This is a genomic window from Micropepsis pineolensis, from assembly GCF_055392125.1.
The window spans coordinates 3,149,435-3,167,301 of the sequence record NZ_AP042408.1 but is presented as its reverse complement, the minus strand read 5'-3'; the positions used below and the strand labels follow the sequence as shown (position 1 = coordinate 3,167,301).

The 17,867-nt window shown below is 56.8% G+C and carries 13 protein-coding genes and 1 tRNA gene; 11 read left to right on the top strand and 3 right to left on the bottom strand.

From position 1 onward, the window contains the following. Positions 1-82 precede the first annotated feature (82 nt). Positions 83-168: transfer RNA gene (locus tag ACZ5RI_RS14100), tRNA-Leu, on the top strand. An 85-nt stretch (positions 169-253) separates the two neighbouring features. On the opposite strand, the gene ACZ5RI_RS14095 is transcribed toward ACZ5RI_RS14100, so the two are convergent. Then, positions 254-1,624: a sensor histidine kinase gene (locus tag ACZ5RI_RS14095; protein ID WP_464513838.1), complete on the bottom strand. Its 1,371-nt coding sequence runs from the start codon at positions 1,622-1,624 to the stop codon at positions 254-256. Beyond that, positions 1,621-2,295 carry a response regulator gene (locus ACZ5RI_RS14090; RefSeq protein ID WP_464513837.1) on the bottom strand — a complete coding sequence of 225 codons (675 nt, stop codon included), beginning with the start codon at positions 2,293-2,295 and terminating at the stop codon, positions 1,621-1,623. Before ACZ5RI_RS14090 ends, ACZ5RI_RS14095 begins: the two co-directional genes overlap by 4 nt. Before the next feature lie 162 nt (positions 2,296-2,457). Between ACZ5RI_RS14090 and ACZ5RI_RS14085 the strand changes: the two genes are divergently transcribed. Continuing rightward, on the top strand, positions 2,458-3,243 hold the full coding sequence (locus ACZ5RI_RS14085) for a COG4705 family protein (protein ID WP_464513836.1): 786 nt from the start codon (positions 2,458-2,460) through the stop codon (positions 3,241-3,243). Next, positions 3,240-3,827 (top strand): phosphatase PAP2 family protein, encoded by a 588-nt coding sequence (locus tag ACZ5RI_RS14080; protein ID WP_464513835.1) that lies wholly within the window; start codon positions 3,240-3,242, stop codon positions 3,825-3,827. The genes ACZ5RI_RS14085 and ACZ5RI_RS14080 overlap by 4 nt, the downstream gene beginning before the upstream one ends. Here ACZ5RI_RS14080 and ACZ5RI_RS14075 read toward each other — a convergent pair. Next, positions 3,811-4,443 carry an NUDIX domain-containing protein gene (locus tag ACZ5RI_RS14075; protein ID WP_464513834.1) on the bottom strand — a complete coding sequence of 211 codons (633 nt, stop codon included), beginning with the start codon at positions 4,441-4,443 and terminating at the stop codon, positions 3,811-3,813. The genes ACZ5RI_RS14080 and ACZ5RI_RS14075 overlap by 17 nt on opposite strands. 175 nt (positions 4,444-4,618) lie before the next feature. On the opposite strand from ACZ5RI_RS14075, the gene ACZ5RI_RS14070 reads away from it, so the two are divergent. The 8 genes from ACZ5RI_RS14070 to ACZ5RI_RS14035 all read left to right on the top strand — a co-directional run bounded on the left by ACZ5RI_RS14070 (position 4,619) and on the right by ACZ5RI_RS14035 (position 17,863). Then, positions 4,619-5,203 (top strand): TetR/AcrR family transcriptional regulator, encoded by a 585-nt coding sequence (locus ACZ5RI_RS14070; protein WP_464513833.1) that lies wholly within the window; start codon positions 4,619-4,621, stop codon positions 5,201-5,203. A gap of 59 nt (positions 5,204-5,262) precedes the next feature. Further along, the gene (locus tag ACZ5RI_RS14065) at positions 5,263-6,420 is read left to right on the top strand and encodes an iron-containing alcohol dehydrogenase (protein ID WP_464513832.1); all 1,158 of its coding nucleotides are present in this window, start codon (positions 5,263-5,265) and stop codon (positions 6,418-6,420) included. A 22-nt stretch (positions 6,421-6,442) separates the two neighbouring features. After that, positions 6,443-7,462 (top strand): NADP-dependent oxidoreductase, encoded by a 1,020-nt coding sequence (locus tag ACZ5RI_RS14060; RefSeq protein WP_464513831.1) that lies wholly within the window; start codon positions 6,443-6,445, stop codon positions 7,460-7,462. Between the two features lie 585 nt (positions 7,463-8,047). Further along, a complete protein-coding gene (locus ACZ5RI_RS14055) occupies positions 8,048-10,999 on the top strand; it encodes a TonB-dependent receptor (RefSeq protein ID WP_464513830.1) in 2,952 nt (983 codons plus the stop codon). A gap of 101 nt (positions 11,000-11,100) precedes the next feature. Further along, complete coding sequence (locus ACZ5RI_RS14050) at positions 11,101-13,245, top strand: autotransporter outer membrane beta-barrel domain-containing protein (protein ID WP_464513829.1); 2,145 nt, start codon at positions 11,101-11,103, stop codon at positions 13,243-13,245. A gap of 21 nt (positions 13,246-13,266) precedes the next feature. Continuing rightward, complete coding sequence (locus ACZ5RI_RS14045; protein ID WP_464513828.1) at positions 13,267-14,358, top strand: glycoside hydrolase family 5 protein; 1,092 nt, start codon at positions 13,267-13,269, stop codon at positions 14,356-14,358. A 209-nt stretch (positions 14,359-14,567) separates the two neighbouring features. Next, positions 14,568-16,526 (top strand): sialate O-acetylesterase, encoded by a 1,959-nt coding sequence (locus ACZ5RI_RS14040; RefSeq protein ID WP_464513827.1) that lies wholly within the window; start codon positions 14,568-14,570, stop codon positions 16,524-16,526. Positions 16,527-16,537: 11 nt separating this feature from the next. After that, positions 16,538-17,863, top strand: coding sequence for a glycoside hydrolase 5 family protein (locus ACZ5RI_RS14035; RefSeq protein ID WP_464513826.1), 1,326 nt, complete (start codon positions 16,538-16,540; stop codon positions 17,861-17,863). The last annotated feature ends 4 nt before the right edge of the window (positions 17,864-17,867 follow it).

The following is a 17,867-nucleotide window of genomic DNA, read 5'->3' as shown; positions in this document are numbered from 1 at the left end:
TACAAAGAAAAATTAACAGAAAAGCACAGAATGTCCGTTGACATCCCCTGCCGCTCTGAATAAACAGAGCGCCCCGATCTGTGCCCAGATGGCGGAATGGTAGACGCACTAGCTTCAGGTGCTAGCGCCAGCAATGGTGTGGAGGTTCGAGTCCTCTTCTGGGCACCAATCACCCCTTCGGGGAAATCCGAAAATAGAAACCTGAGCAAAATCAAGGCAAATACAGCCTTGATGGTTTTGCTGTATCCAGGATTTAGGTGGCGATACTGGCAGGGGTGAGCACCAGTTTAAAGATGGCTCCGCCGGATGGCCGGTTTTCGACCTCGATCCGGCCGCCATGCTGATGCGCAATGCCCGCGGCAATGGACAGGCCCAGCCCGGCCCCTTGGGGCTTGTTGGCTTTGCCGCGCCAGAACCGTTCAAACAGATGTGGCAGATCCTCGGGATGAATACCGGGGCCGTGGTCTTCTACTGTGATCATCCCCTCAGGCCGGACTGTGATGCAGACGTCCATATCCGCCGGGGTGAAGCGCACGGCATTTTCGATCAGGTTGCGCAGCGCATCGCTCAAGGCATCGGCATTGCCGTGAATTATAACGGGGTGTCCTGGTGTATCCAGACTAAGTTCGCAGTTTTGCGCTATGGCCCAGGGGGCCAGAAAGGCCACGGTTTGCGCCGCAAGCTGGCACAGATCGACAGGGCTTTTGACAATCGGTGCCGCATCCAGTCGGGCAACCCGCAGCAGCTGTTCGACCAGCCGGTTCATGCGGGCCACGTCTTGGCGTAAGTTTCCGACCGCCTGGGTGTCTGGTAATGCGTCCAATCCTGCCGTCAGTACGGTCAGTGGCGTACGCAGTTCGTGCGCGGCATTGGCGGTAAACTGGCGCTGAACCAGAAAGGCTTTTTCAAGTCGTCCCAAGGCGGCATTAAAAGCATCCACTAACGGGACCAGTTCGCGGGGTAGCCGCTCGGTTATTAGACGCATACCGTCTTCGCCGGGGGTAAGTGTGGCCGCCTGGTGCGAGACTTCCTTCACCGGCGCCAGCCCCCGTTGCAGACTCATGATCCCGGCTGCCAGTGTGATGGCTGCAAACAGTGGGATAAGCCATGCCACTTTCAGCACAAACTGCCGTATGATGGCCTCGGCCACTTCGTTGGTATCGGACGCGTGCGCAACGGCGATAATAACCGCGCCAACGGGGGTGTGTTTACGGATGCTCAGCCCGTAATAGGATATACCGGTATGGTCAAAATCCTCGAACTGGAAAAACAGCGGGGTGTTTTGTTTCGGTGAGAGCGAGGCGGTTGCTGCGCTGAACGGGGCCATAGCTGGCTGCCGGCTTCCATCGGCAAAGCGTACGGCATAGAGGTTTTCGCCATGTGGATCACCATAGCGGTGGCGAAGTTCCGAAGATAAGGTCAGGTTATAGTGACCGTCTGCCGATCGCCCCACCGTTTGCGCCAGTTCTTCAGCACGCACACGTAAGGTGTCGTTTGAAAAACTGGCAGCGGTTTGTACGCCCTGCCAGATGAGCAAGCCAACCCCGAGGGCCGTTACCACCGCGAATATGGCAAGCAGTTGCAGGGCGAGCTGAACTTGCAGCGAGGGGGGCTTACGGATCATGACGGTTCTACCAAAAGATACCCGACACCGCGGACGGTATGAATGTGTGGTGTCGCCTGTGCCTCGATCAATTTTTTCCGCAGGTGTGAAACGTGGACCGGGATGGCATTGGATTCCAGTTCCTCGTCGATACCGTAGAGCTTTTCCTCCAGCACATCTTTGGGCACAACCCGCCCGGCCCGGCGCATCAAATGCTCCAATACAGCCAGCTCTCGCCGGGACAGAGCAAGAATGCCGCCATTGCTTCGGGCTTCGCGGCCAATCGTATCGAAAACGATATTGCCGACTTCCAGGGTAACGCCAAGGGCCTGCCCCGGGCGACGCAGCAGGGCTTTGACCCTGGCCAGCAGTTCGCTCATGGCAAAGGGTTTGATCAGATAATCATCCGCCCCCGCATTCAGCCCGGCCACGCGGTCTTCAACGGTATCGCGTGCCGTCAGCACCAAAACAGGGACCGGATGATCCCCCCCGCGCAGCTCGGTAAGAATGTCGAGACCATCGTGATCCGGTAAGCCTAAATCCAGAATGATAAGGTCATAGGCAAATGCGGCTCTGGCGGCACACGCGTCCTGGGCGGTGCCGACCGTATCTGCCGTAAAGCCGGCCTTCTCCAGCGCGGCCTGAACCAGCTCGGCAATCCGCTTTTCGTCTTCAATAACCAGCAACCGCATCAGGCTTACCTTTTCGTAATCTGCCGTCAATCAGACGCCGGGAAGTTTAAGGCACTGTTACGCCTGTAAAATAGGCATAATCAATACCACATAATACTGCCTTAAAAATCGAATGTCAGGGTGTTTCCGACAGTAACCTGGCAAGGTGAGTTTCCTTGATCTATGTACAAAGCTGCTCGGTCTAACAAAGTTCCCGCGGTTACCTTAGGATTTTGGGCGGCCAAAATTGCCGCCACGACGTTGGGTGAAACCGGCGGTGACACCCTGTCGATGACATTACATCTTGGCTATGCCGTCAGCACACTTATCTTTGCCGGAATTTTTCTGGTTGCTCTGACCGCTCAGCTTTCAGCCCGCCGTTATCAGGCTGCGGTCTATTGGTTTGTCATTGTCGCCACCACAACCGTGGGTACGACCTTGTCTGACTATCTGGATCGCACACTGGGGCTCGGCTACACGCAATCGGCGCTGCTGCTATTGGTGTTGGTTCTGCTGACGCTGGGTTTATGGAAATTTTTCACGGGCAGTATCTCGGTCGTCCGCATCACCTCACGCAATGCCGAGTACTTCTATTGGGCGAGCATTGTGTTCTCCAACACATTGGGCACCGCGCTGGGCGATTTTCTGGCCGATACCGAAGGGGTGGGCTTTGGTGGTGGGGCACTGGTTTTTGGTCTTCTGATTGTTGTCACTGCTGCCGTCTATCTGGTGGCCGCAAGCGTGCCGTATCTTTTGACAAGAACATCCCTACCACTTTTGTTCTGGGTGGTCTTCGTGCTTACGCGGCCACTAGGTGCCACGCTCGGTGATTTCTTAACCAAGCCTGTGGCGATGGGTGGGCTGCATTTGGATCGGATTGCATCCTCGCTGGTTCTGGCAGCTATCCTGATTGGCTGCATCGTTTTTACATCCTTACGCAAAACTCAAACCGACGGAGTAAATGCATGAACAGCCAAACCAATCGGATTTGGGTTTGTAAAGTCACCAGCTTCAGTCTCGCTGCTATATTGATGGCTACCGGGGGCGATGCTGCCGGGGCGGCAACGGCGTCGAAAAGCAGCACAACCGAAAAAGCCGGAACGGCTGTTGCCCTTGCTGTACCACTCGCCGCCGGGGTGATCAGCCTGTATAAGCAGGACCGCGAAGGGGTTGTGCAGCTTGTGCTGGATACGGCGCTGACGGTCGGCACGGCCTATGGCTTAAAGCAGATCGTTCGTGAACAGCGGCCGGATCATTCAAACTTTGGTTCGTTTCCATCCAATACGGCGGCAATCGCCTTTGCACCGGCGCAATACCTCTGGCAGCGCTATGGCTGGGAATATGGCGTGCCGGCCTATGCCGCGGCGGGCTTCGTCGGCTATTCGCGGGTTGATGCCAACAAGCACCATTGGTGGGATGTGGCCGCCAGCGCCGGTCTTTCGCTGGGGTACAATGCGCTGATTACCACGCGGTTTAAGCCACAGGAAAATGTCGCCACTGCGCTGCAGGTCACCCCTGGCAGCGTATTGTTGTCGGCTAATTTGCGCTGGTAATCCCGCGCTCTGCCAGCGCCGCAACAATCATGTCGTAATGATCGCCCACGCCCATGAAGGCACGGGTAAGGCTGCACAGCTTCACCCGCCGGGCCGAACCGGGCAGGGCATCATCGCCCGCTTCCAGTTTGGTGACGGTCAGGTCCGGCACATCAAAACGCACCGCCTGGGTGGAAACCAGAAAGGCATCGTCTTTCCTGATGCCATAGGCTGGCAGGTCACCCCAGGCAAAGCGGATGTCGCCGGGGCGGTGGAAGTTGCGCACCCCGATGAGGTGTCCGCCGTGTAAATGGATGCCAGCTTCTTCCATAGCTTCGCGCGCTGCCGCCGCCAGCGCGTTTTCGGCGCGGCCCCCGGCTTGTGGGTCGATAAAACCGCCGGGCAGGGCGGGCATACCCTGACTGGGTGGGTTCTTACGGTTGATCAGTACGACATCGATGCCGTCGGTAATCACGGCATCGACCGCATGCACGACATGAAGGTTCAGCCGGGTGCCATCCGCCCGTGTCAGCGCACCAAGGGGGTGGGCGGCTTTGTCCGGTGTGGCGGTAATCTGCAGGGCGAGGGCGCGGCGGACAATTTCGGCCCGTTCATCATCGGATAAGGGAGTAGGCATACGGGTTCCTTTTTCCCTAGCATAGTGCGCTGGCAGGCGTCCGCAATGCGTAAAAAGCGCCACATTCCAGCAGGTTGTCCGCCCAGGCGATGAGGGCTTAACCATGGTGTGGCGCCTTGCTGATGGCCATATATTAGCACTAGACGACCGGTCTAATAATTGTTATAAGCGCGTCATGAGCACAGCCACAGACGTTCGCCGCCACATCCTCGAAGTGGGGCAGCAGCTTATTCAGGACAAAGGCTTCGTTGCCGTCGGACTCAGCCAGTTGCTGGCGGCAGCGGCAGTGCCCAAAGGATCCTTCTATTATTACTTCGCCTCGAAGGAGGCGTTCGGTGAGGCGCTGCTCGAATTCTACTTCGATGGCTATCTGGCCCGCTTGCAAGACCTGTTGCGTGATCCGTCACTTCCTGCTGCCGAACGGCTGCTACGGTACAATAAGGCATGGGTAAGCACACAGTGTGCGGATGCTTCAGCGGCCAAATGCCTGGTGGTCAAACTGGGTGCCGAGGTGGCCGATCTGTCTGAAGCCATGCGTGGCGTGCTGCGACGGGGCACAAATGCCATCCTTGCCGAGATCGTCGGCTGTATTCGGGCCGGTCTGATCGATGGCTCCTTGCAGAACATCGTAGACCCCGAGTGCACCGCGGATGCGCTGTATGAAGTATGGCTTGGCGCCACGCTGCTGACAAAGCTGCGCCGTGACGGCTCAGCCTTTAACGGTTCGGATATGACTATCCGTACACTGCTGAATTTGTAAAATCTTCCTCCAAAATCCCCTCATGGTCGCTATGGCGGCTCGCGTATGGAGTTCTTAAGATGAACAATTTTGAATATCGCAATCCAACCCAAATCGTTTTTGGTCAGGGAAAGGTCGCTGCGCTCGACACGTTGATTGCACCCGAAGCCCGTGTGCTGATCCTCTATGGCGGTGGCAGCGTTAAAAAGAACGGTACGCTGGACGAGGTCAAGGTGGCGCTTAAAGGGCGTGTCGTCGGTGAATTTTCCGGTATCGAGCCCAATCCGACGTTTGAGACCATGATGACGGCGGTCGAACTGATCCGCCGCGAAAAATATGATTTCCTGCTTGCTGTCGGTGGCGGCTCGGTAATCGATGGCACCAAATTCGTTGCAGCGGCGGTGAACTATCCCGGCGACACCTGGGATATTCCACAGGTCAAGTTCCGCGCCATTGCCAATACCATGCCGTTTGGCACGGTGCTGACTTTGCCAGCCACCGGATCGGAAATGAATTGCGCCAGCGTTATTACCCGGCACGAAACCAAAACCAAACTGGGTTTCTTTAACCCCAATGCGTTTCCGCAGTTCTCGATTCTTGATCCGACCAAGACTTATACGTTGCCCGTTCGCCAGCTTGCCAATGGTGTGGTGGATTCCTTTGTCCATATTTTTGAGCAGTATATGACCTATCCGGCTCAAGCCATGGTGCAGGATCGCTTCTCGGAAGGCTTGCTGAGGACGTTGATCGAGATCGGCCCCAAGGTGCTGAGCGAGGGCGAGAATTATGATATTCGCGCCAATTTCATGTGGACAGCCACCCTGGCGCTTAATGGTCTGATCGGTGCCGGTGCACCGCAGGATTGGGCAACCCATTTGATCGGTCACGAAATTACGGCGCTGTACGAAGTCGATCATGGCCGCACTTTAGCCGTGGTGCTACCGGCGTTGTTACAGAACCGCCGCGAAGGCAAGCGCGAAAAGCTGCTGCAATATGGTGCGCGGGTGTGGGACCTTACCGAAGGCGATGAAGAGGCGCGTATCGATCAGGCCATTGCCAAGACCCGGGCATTCTTTGAAAGTCTGGGGGTAAAGACCCATCTGTCCGATTATGGCATCGGTCGTGATGACATCGACAAGATTGTCGAAAACCTGAAAAGCCATGACATGGTGGCCCTTGGCGAGCGGCAGGATATTACACTGCAGGTTAGTCGGGCGATCCTTGAAGCCGCATACTGATAATCCGTGAAAGGATTCTGTCATGAACACGATTAATCGCCGCATTCTGCTGGCCGCCCGCCCCAAAGGTGCGCCGGTGGCAACCGACTTTCGTTTCGTCGAAGCTGCCGTGCCGGTACCGGGTATGGGGCAGGTTCTGTTGCGCAATCTCTACCTGTCGCTTGATCCTTATATGCGTGGGCGGATGAGCGATGCACCGTCTTATGTGCCGCCGGTGGCGCTGGATGATGTGATGTGTGGGGCTACCGTTGCCCGTATTGAACGTTCGAACCATGCCGGTTATCAGCAGGGCGATCTGGTGCTGGCCTATGCCGGCTGGCAGGATTATGCCCTGTCTGATGGTGCGGGGCTGGTCAAGCTGGGGGCGATGGATCACCCCTCGCTGGCGCTGGGCGTGCTTGGTATGCCGGGCATGACGGCCTATGTCGGTCTTCTGGATATCGGTCAGCCCAAGGCTGGTGAAACCGTCGTGGTAGCGGCGGCAACCGGGGCGGTCGGTGCAGTCGTGGGGCAGATTGCTAAGCTGAAAGGTTGCCATGTTGTCGGCATTGCCGGTGGTGCTGAGAAGTGCCGCTATGCCGTCGATACACTTGGTTTTGATGCGTGTATTGATCATCGCGCCCCCGATCTGGCCGCGCGTCTGGCGGCCCTGGTGCCGAACGGCATTGACGTGTATTTCGAAAGTGTCGGTGGTGTGGTGTTTGATGCGGTGTTACCGCTGCTCAACAAATTCGCCCGTGTACCGCTGTGCGGGTTGATTTCACACTATAACAATGATGGCTTACCGCCCGGTCCGGATCGTTTAGCGCTTTTGATGGGCGCAATCCTGAAACGCAGCATCACAATGCAGGGTTTCATTGTTTCAGATCACTTCGCCAAATCTGCGGCGATGCTGTCTGACTTAAAAGGCTGGGTTGCCGACGGGAAAATCAAATTCCGCGAAGATGTCGTGGTTGGGCTTGAGAAGGCTCCACAGGCATTCTTTGGCCTGTTGCGTGGCGAGAACTTCGGCAAGTTGGTGGTACAGATCGCAATCGACTAAAGCCGTCTTTATTGTGCCATAATGAAATGTGTGTGGGCTGGAACGGTAACCTCGTTCCGGCCCACTCGCGTTTTCCGATGTCTTGTTTCGGGACGTTGAAAATGGCATTGCAGGACGTGGTGATGAAATCTGCGGTGGATTTTAGAACAATTTGAAGTTTCTTCTTTAATATGTACACCAAAAGGTTGTCAACTTTGTGTTGATATTGTGTCTGCGAAACGGTTGCGGTTGTGTGCGGCAAACGAGCATGATCAATATAACATTTTGATTTTCATTGTTTTTTTTGAAGGTTTTTTCTTGGTGCCTTTTAGGCAACAATATGGAAAGAAATTGACAGCGCTTTTACTTTTAATTGGAAAGCGCTTACTTCCTCCGGTAGAAGTTCTGTAACTAAAACCGCTCGGGACAAGAGCGGACAGACACGTTGGGACAGGAACAGCTTCGAAAGGATGCGCTCGAATGAAGCGCTATGCCCGCACCCGGGCCGAAACTCCGAATAACCGTATGCATAGGACGTTCTCATGCAGGGGAGGTTTATAAATGAACACTAAGTGGAAGACTCAGCTCTTTTGCACGGCCGCAGTCATGCTTGTCGCATCCGTCGCCGCGTATGCGCAGGACGGCGAGGCCATGGAAACCGTGGTTGTCACCGGTCAGCGTGCCGCTCTGGCCTCGGCCATCACCATCAAAGAAAAGTCGGACGTCGTTGTCGACTCGGTTGCTGCCGAGGATGTCGGCAAGCTTCCCGACAACAGCATCACCGAAGTGCTGCAGCGTTTACCGGGTGTGAATATCACCCGCATCTCGACTGGCGGCACCAGTGAAAGCTACCTTGGTGAAGGCACTGGCATTTCGATCCGTGGTCTGACCAGCACTGTCAGCTTGCTCAACGGTCGTGACAGCTTCAGCGCTGCCAACGGTCGTAACCTCGCCTGGGAAGACGTTCCGCCGGAACTGGCCCAGGGTGTTGACGTATTCAAGAGCCTGTCGGCAAACCTGCCTGAAGGTGGTTTCGGCGGTGTGGTCAACCTGCGCACCCGTCAGCCGTTCGACTTCGATGGCTTTACCGCCAATCTGACGGTCAGCGGCAACTATGCGGACAATGCCAAGAAGGGCCATGTCGGCGGTGGCGGACTGATCAGCGATCGCTGGGATACCAAAATCGGTGAGATCGGCCTTCTGGTGAACGTGACCTATTCGGATCTGACCACGCAGGCCGATGGCGTGCAGGTGCTGCCGTATTATCCGCGCGTTTATAACCCGACCTACACCTCCAGCACGACGACCTCGCTGCCGTCGCTGTCGGATGCCGGCTCAACGGAGGCCTATATCCCCGGTGGTATCAGCTTCAACCGTCGCACCGATGACCGCGTCCGTCTGGGCCTTTATGCTGCGGCACAGTGGCGGCCCAGCGATGACATGTTGCTGTCCTTAACGGCATTCCGTTCGCGTTATACGATGAATTCGCTGACCCATTCGATGAGCATGGATGGTTCGAGCGTCGTGTCGGTTCCAACCCCGGGCAGCACCAATACGTTTGACCAATATGGTAACCTGACCTCGACCACGGGTTTGTCGAGCTTCATGTGGGGCTTTTCCGGTATCGGTCTGACCAGCGAAAACAGCTGGGGCTACGAGCCGATTCCCTATCAGTTCCAGACGCAATATTCCCACACCGTCAATACAACGTCGGATATTTCGCTGGCGGGTGAGTGGCATCCGACGGATAACTTCAGCATGAATTTCGCGCTGCAGTATGTCAATTCGGGTTCGAATCAGCACGATTACGCTGCCACACTGTATGCCTTTGTGTCCGACTACAGCCTGCAGCTCAGTTCCTATGGCGACTCCACACTGCCGAAGATGTCGTTTGACAATTCGTCGGTCGATCTGTCGAACGCATCGAACTATGGCTGGCTGGCGACGATGCCGCATAAGCTGCGCAATAAGGGCACAGAATATGCTGGTTATCTCGACACGATCTACACCATCAGTGATACCGGCTTCTTCCGCACTATCAAAAGCGGCCTCAAGCTGACCTATCGTGAAGAAAACGATAACGAGACGACCTGGAATTACCGCGAGCTTTCGCCGTATTATGACTCCGGCGAGCATAAGTATCTGTCGGATAACACGTCCTACGGCGAGTCGATTGATCTGTCTGATATGTTCGGTGGCAAGATCGGTCTGCCGTCGTCGGTCTATTTCCCGACTGTTGCGGCTGCAAAAGATGTCGAAGCGCTGCAGAGTGCCTATGGGACGTATGAAGACGAAGACGAAGCCGAGTTTAAGCATGGCACAATGGCCCGCTTAGGCGAGAAAACCGCAACCGGCTATGTCATGGCGACCTTTGCCAATGACGACAACTTCCTGGCCCCGTTAAACGGTAACTTCGGTGTCCGTGTTGTGGCCTATCGTGACCATGCGGCTGGCTTCCATTGGTCGCCCTATCTGGAAGATTCGGCGCTGGATTCCAGCAGCACGCTGCTGCTGTCCTCGGATACGTCACCGACGTTTGTTGAAGGTGGGCATTCGGAAGTCGACGTCCTGCCGTCGGTCAACATTCAGTTCCTGCCGACCGATCAGCTGCATATCCGTCTGGCCTTCTCGCAGGCGGTCAACCGCCCGACCTTTGCCCAGATGAATCCGCACGGCACGGTCAGCGGTTCCTATGTCGGTACCTACACCAGCTATTTCAGCGGCAGCTGGGGCAACCCGAACCTGAAGCCGGAAAAGGCTGATCAGTTCGACTTGTCGCTGGAATATTACTTCACGACCGGCGGTATGGCGCATTTCTCGGCCTTCCATAAGCGCATCCATAACTACATTTCGACGATGCAGGCCAACGAAACGGTTACCTTCAACGCGTCTGTCAACAGTGGCGATCCGAGTAGCTCAAGTTACTGCACCGCAACGACCTCCGGAGCGACCTGCACGGTTTCTGCGTCGGTGACCGAGTACTTCAACGAAGACCAGACCGCGAAGGTTCAGGGCTTCGAACTCGGCTTTACCAAATATGCTGACTTCCTGCCGGAACCGTTCAATGGTCTGGGTGTCGACTTCAACTACACCTATATCGACAGCCAGCAGCCGGGCTCGCTTGCTTACGATATGAAGGGGACCAAAATCGAAGGTCTGCCCCTGATCGGTATGTCGAAGGATACCATCAACGCCTCGCTGATGTTCGACAAGGGGCCGCTGTCAATGCGTCTGGCCTATAACTGGCGCAGTGATTTCCTGGTTTCGACCGCCGCCTATCAGACTTCGGGCACGTACAACTACGTCAACGACATCAACTATGCTGGTCAGCAAGGCACCGTCATCCATTACGCCCTGCCGGTGTACCAGTATGGCGTCGGGACGCTTGATTGGAACATGACCTACAATCTGACCGACGATGTCAGCTGGACGCTTGAGGCCTCGAACCTGACCAAGTCGACCACCCGCCTCTATATGGGTGAAGGCGAACGTCGTGTGAACCGCAGCTGGTATGTGGCCGATACGCGCTACACCACGCAATTGCGCTTCAAGTTCTAAGAAACTGGGTGATTTCCGGGCGGATTCAATGCCGCCCGGAACCTCGGGCTTAAAGAGATCCAACAAAATGGCGGCTTGGCCGCTGGTTTTGGGAGAAAACAATGCAAATCCATGCAAAGAATTTTCGCGGTCTGCTGCGCCACTCTGTGAGCGTCGCGGCTGTGACCGTTGCGTGCCTTGGACTGGTGGCAGTAGCCGACGCTAGCACGGTTACGCTGTCGTCGAGCAACAGCCCGTATGCGATTGATGATGGTGTCAGTGATACCGTCGTCGTAACGTCTGGTAGCACGGGATATTTTACGTCTTCATCCAGCGCGATACCCACTGGTGATCTTGGTCTGGTCTGGACCAGCACGGCCAATCTGTCAGCGCTTTCCAGCAGCGTCTTTGGCGGTGCGACCGGGGCGGATGTTATCGAGGTCGAAAGCGGCGGATCGCTCTACATCAGCAATCCCTGGAGCTGGCAGGCGCTGGACAGCATGATCCAGTCAAACGGCGATGTGACGATTGCTTCAGGCACCACGTATATTATTGGCGATACGTTGCTGAACGGCAATCTGACGCTGGAAAAGAATACGGCACTGTATTTCGGCGCAAGCTGGGGTGCGGCTTCCGACATTGAATTTGGCGATAACACGAACATCTATATGGGGTCTGGTTCGTCGATTTATCTGAAGCTCACCAGTGGTTACACCAGCACGATTGGTGGTGCAATTTCTGGCGATTCGACGAATACCTTCGAGCTGGCGCAAGGTACGCTGGTTATCAATGGTCAGAACACCGCTTCTAATGCCTATACTGGCACCTTCACGGTTGACGCTGGTGCGACGCTGATGGTTGGCGATGCTGACCATTCCACGGCGATCTTTGGCGATCCGACCAGTTCTTCTGCTGTGGTTAATCTGGTCAGCACGACTGGCAGCTCGGGAACGCTTGCGGGTTATGGCACGGTTTATGGCACGGTCAACAATAATGGCGGCGTAGTTCAGCCAGGTGGAACTGATGGTTCTGTCGGCACGCTGACGGTAACCAACTACACACAAAGCTCGACCGGCACTTTGGAAATCAACGTAACACCGACCGGGGCGTCCACGCTGAATGTTACGGGCACGGCAAGCCTTAATGGTTCGCTGGTGGTCAACCTGGCGGACGGCACCTATGGTAACGCGATTTACAATGTCGTGTCGGCGTCGTCAGTCAGCGGTTCGTTCAGCACGGTTTCGACCAGCGGCAGCACCTCAAGTGCCATCGTCGGTGTAACCCAGACCGACACCGGCTACAGCGTGGTGACGGAAAAGGCCTCCAGCGCGCAGACCTTCGGCCATATTCTGACCGCCAACCGTTCGAATGTGAACAACTTCAACTACGCTCTGTATGATCGTCTTGAAACCAATCTGCCGTCCGCAGGTGGTGCGCCGGTCAAGGGCGATGGCGAGTTTAGCGCCTGGCTTGCCCCGGTTGGTAGCTATGAAAACCTCGGTCGCGATGGCACCGGTTATGCCCTGGCGTCGGGTGGTTTTAATGCGGGTGCGGAATATCGCATGGCTTGGCACAATGCGGTGATCGGCCTTGCCGGTTCGTATATGTACCAGTCGATGGCGGTAAAGGGTGAAACCACCAGTGCAGACTCCAACGCCATTAACTTCGGTGTCTATGGTGGTGCCGATCTGCAGTATGGCCGCATCGATGCTACCTTGTTCTACAACATGTATAATGCGACCGCGAAGCGTGAGATCACCGACTATGGCACGGCAAAGTCGACGCCGTCGGGCTGGTCGTGGGGTGGTTCGGTCCAGCTCAGCAAGAGCCTCTATGATAATCTGATTTCGCCCTATATCCGTGGCGTTTTCGGTCGTTACCATCAGGATGGAGCGAGTGAAACCGGAGCCAGCCTGCTGGCGCTGCAGTATGTTGGCGTTAATCAGAGCACTTTTGTTGGCGATATCGGCGTACGGATCCATGCCCTTCAGCCGACGGCGGATGACCAGCAGAAACTGGAATTCACCCTGGCCGTGGCGCATGATTTCGATAGCCTGAAGGAAGTCACGGCCGGTTCGTTCACCGAGCTGTCGGGTTCTTCCTTCACCTACAGCTGGGCGGGCGATTCCCAGAATGCCCTGAAGGTCGGTGCTGAATATTCCAATGAAGTGACCGATGGTATCGAGCTTTATGCCCGCACCAACGGAACCTTCACCTTGTACAAGCGCGCTGTGGAAGTTTCCTTCGGCGGGCGGTATCGTTTCTAAGAATTAAACCGGGGTGGCGACATGACAGATCTTCGTAAATTGGTCATTCCGCGCCGCCAGGCACTGTTTACCGCCCTTGGCGCGGCTGCATCTTTGATGTTGCCCGCCTGTGCGGCCACTGCAATCCCCGTCAGCGCGCAAAAACTGCCGCGCTGGCGGGGTTTTAATTTGCTGGAAAAGTTTATTCTGGAGCATGACGCCCCGTTCCGCGAGGCGGATTTTGATTTTGTTGCCGAATTTGGTTTCGACTATGTGCGCCTGCCGCTGGATTACCGCATCTGGACCGATGAAAAGGGCGGTTATCGCGAGGCCCGTTTACGCGAAATCGATCAGGCTATAGCTCTGGGCCGTGCCCGTGGCATCCACGTTACCCTCTGCCTGCACCGTGCCCCCGGTTTCTGTGTCAATCCGCCGAAGGAAGCGCTTGATCTGTGGGGCGATGGCAAGGAGGGCGAGGCGGCACGGGCGCTTTTTGCCGGACAATGGCGCATGTTTGCCGAGCGATACCGGGGGATCGCCTCACGCGAACTGTCGTTCAATCTGGTCAACGAGCCGCCGGATATCAGCGAAGAGGTTTATTACCGTAGTGTGGCGGTGGCGGTCGAGGCCATCCATGGGGCAGATCCCCATCGTTTAATCCTTGCCGACGGCCGGGGCGGTGGGCGTAACCCGACGCCGAAACTGGCATCCCTAGGCATTGCGCAGTCCGGCCGGGGGTACGAGCCGTTCCACCTTACCCATTACAAGGCCGATTGGGTCAAGGATAGCGCCAGCTGGCCAGTGCCGACCTGGCCACTGAAAGAAAGCTGGGGCATGGTCGATCGCCAGTCGCTGTGGCACGACTATATTGCCCCGTGGCAGGCATTGGAAAAGCTTGGTGTCGGCATTTTTGTCGGCGAATGGGGCGTTTTCCGCCATACCCCGCATGATGTCGCGCTGGCCTGGATGCAGGATAGTCTTAAAAACTGGCAGGACGCGGGCTGGGGCTGGTGCCTGTGGAACCTGCGCGGCGATTTCGGGCCACTGGAAAGCCGCCGGGCCGATGTCGCCTATGAAGACTATAAGGGGCTGAAGCTCGACCGATCGATGTTGGAGCTTTTACGCCGCTATTAGGCGGGCGCTTTCTCCGGCGATTTGTGCTGTCATCTATGTCATACTTGCGTGAATTCCGCGCCCAATGGGGCCGGAAGGCCGTCTTCTTCTTGCGAAACGGTAAAGCGCTTACTATAGCTTTATGAAAGAGCTTACAAAACTATGTCGGCAGGCAATCCAAGGCCTGCATAAAAAGGCTGGCACAAGTCCGGCCAAAACGGGGAGATCGCATGCGTCAGTCTGTATTTCTGGCATCCTTGTTTCTGGGCGCGGCGCTGTCGCCACTGGCCTGTGTCGGGGCGGAGCCGTCATCGTTATTGGCCGCCAATTTTCAGGATCATGCGGTGCTGCAGCGCGATCAGGCGATCCCGCTGTGGGGCAGGACGGCGCCCGGCGCACGCCTGACCCTTCTTTTCGATGGCAACACCGCGACGGTAAAAGCCGATAAAAAGGGGCGCTGGCGGGCGGTGTTGCCGGCCCATGGTGCGGGCGGGCCGTACACGCTTTCGGTCAGCGATGCGGCGGGCCACAGCCAAAGCGCTGCGGATGTGATGGTCGGCGATAACTTCCTGTGCTCGGGCCAGTCCAATATGGAATGGCCGGTCCATCTGGCAATGCAGGGCGATACCGATGCCAATGCCGCGAGCAATACCAATATCCGTCTGTTCCGGGTGCAACGCGCCTTCAACGCCACACCACAACAGGATTTTACGACCCAGGAACAGTGGGAGGTGACGTCGCCCCAGTCGGTGCGGGATTTTTCTGCCGTCTGTTATTATTTCGGCCGGGCATTGCAGCCCCAGGTCAAGGTGCCGGTCGGGCTGATCTATGCGGCCTGGGGTGGTTCCACCATCGAAACCTGGATGGGGGCCGATGCGCTGGCACAATCCGGTGGGTATGATGGCGCACTAAAAGCGTTGAAGATCTACGCAATATCGCCCGAGGCCGCCATGGCGGACTGGCACAAATCGATGCTGGGCTGGTGGCTGGATCATGATCCGGCCAGTGCCGCCAGTCCCGCCTGGCACGATCCGGCCTATGATGACAGCGCCTGGCACGAGGTGGTGCCCGCTGGCCCGATGCGTGATCTGGGCGCGGCCGATCTGGCCAGCTTCTATGGCATCGTCTGGCTGCGCACCACCGTCACGGTCAGTGACGCGCAGGCAAAACAAGGCGCGGATCTGGTGCTGGGGCCGATCGATCAGGTCGATACCAGTTGGGTCAATGGTAAGGATGTCGGCAGCATGGAAGGCTGGGGCACCGAACGGACCTATCACCTCGCCCCCGGTACATTGAAAGCCGGGGCCAATGTGATTGCGGTGGGGTTTTATGGCGGTGATGGCCCGTGGGGGCCGGCTGGGGCGCGGCAATTGCGCTTTGCCGATGGCAGTGTGGTCGCGGTTGGGCCGCGCTGGCGCTATCACACCTCGGTCGAGGGCTATAAGGCGGGGCGAATTCCGCATGCGCCGTGGCTGAAAGAGATCGGCCAGACCATGCTCTACAACGCGATGATCGCGCCGATTGGCAAGGTGCCGCTCAAAGGCGTGTTGTGGTATCAGGGCGAATCCAATGTCGGCGATGACCGTTATGACCGCCTGCTGGCCAATATGATAACCGGCTGGCGCGTGCAGTTTGGCAAGAACACGCCGTTTATGCTGGTACAGCTGCCCAATTACGGCATGCCGGTTACGGCACCGGGGGAATCGTCCTGGGCCAATATTCGCGAAATCCAGCGTCAGGTCGCATTGCATACGCCCGATACCTATTTGGTGCCAATCATTGATATGGGCGACCGCTTCAATCTACATCCGGTGGTCAAGCAGGAAGTCGGCCGTCGTCTGGCCCTTACCGCCCGCCATCAGCTTTATGGCCAGAAGGTTGTCGATGCCGGGCCGACGCCGCTGTCGGCGCGGTTGGTCGGTGATCATGTTGTGGTGCATTTCGACAATGTCGGCAGTGGCCTGATCGGCTATGGCTCGGATGATGTGGTTGGTTTTGCCCTGTGCGATTCTGGTAATTCGTGTCGCTATGTGCGCGGAAAAATCGCCGGGCCGAATGTCGAACTGAGCTTGCCCGCAGAATTTCAGGTGACCAAAGTGCGTTATGGCTGGGCAGATTCCCCGATCAGCACGCTCTATAATGCGGACGGGTTACCCGCAGTGCCGTTTGAACAGAAAATCGGTGGATGAGGGAAGCGAACATGATTACCAGACGTCATGCGTTACTGAGCGCGGCAATGGCGGGCGCTGTTGCGGGCCTTGGTGGTTCGGCTTTGGCTGCGGCCACAAAGGCGCAGAGCTTCGTTACGGTACAGAGCGGACAGTTCCAGAAAAACGGCAAGCCCTATCGCTATGCCGGGACGAATTTGTGGTATGCGGCCTATCTTGGCATGACAGCCGGTGGTCAGGCGCGGCTGAGGCGTGAGCTGGATGCTCTGCTGGCGCTGGGCATCACAAATGTGCGTATTCTGGGGGCGGCGGAAATCTCACCGCTCAAAAATTCGCTGCGGCCCGCGATTCAGGATGAAAGCGGCCATAATGACGAGGCCATTTTGCGTGGTCTGGATACGGCGCTGGCGGAAATTGGCAAGCGCGGTATGACCGCGGTGGTGTTCCTGAACAATTTCTGGGAATGGTCCGGCGGTATGGTGACCTATCAGTACTGGACCAATGGCGGCCAGTACATTGATCTGGGCGATCCCAAACATCCCTGGCCGGAATTTGCCGATTTCAGTGCGCAGTTTTACAAAAGCGACAAAGCCAATGCACGGTATCGTGGCTATGTCGCGGGGCTGATCCGTCGTCGCAATACGGTGACCGGGCGGATCTATCGGGATGATCCGGCGATCATGGCCTGGCAGCTGGCGAACGAGCCGCGCCCCGGCGGCAGTGCGGAAAAGACCGATCTGCCTGCGTTTTATGCCTGGGTCGATCAGACTGCGGGCTATATCAAAAGCCTTGATCCGCACCATCTGATTTCCACCGGCAATGAAGGGATCATGGGCTGTCTCGAAAGCGAGGCTTGTGTCACCCAATCGACCGCCTCGCGTCATGTTGATTACCTGACCTTCCACATCTGGCCGCTGAACTGGGGCTGGATCAAGGCCGATGACATGGTCGGAACTTATGACAGTGGGGCCGAAAAGGTTCGCCGCTATGTTGATGCGCATCTGAAGATGGCGGCCGCGCTCAAAAAGCCCGCCGTGTGCGAAGAATTCGGCTTTCCACGTGATGGCGGGGGCTATGATCCGCAAAACCCGGTCAGCTTCCGTGACCGCTATTACACCATGCTGTATGGCCTGTTTGAAGACAATGCCCGCGCGCATGGTGCGTTTGGCGGCAGCAATTTCTGGGCCTGGGCGGGTGAAGGCCGTGCCCAGCACGCAGATTTCAAGTGGCTGTCGGGCGATACATCGTATGTCGGTGATCCGCCGCAGGAGCCGCAGGGCTGCAATTCGGTTTTTGATAGTGATACGTCGACCATTGAAGTCATCCGCCATCATGCTGCGGTGCTCAAAGCGCTGTGAGCTG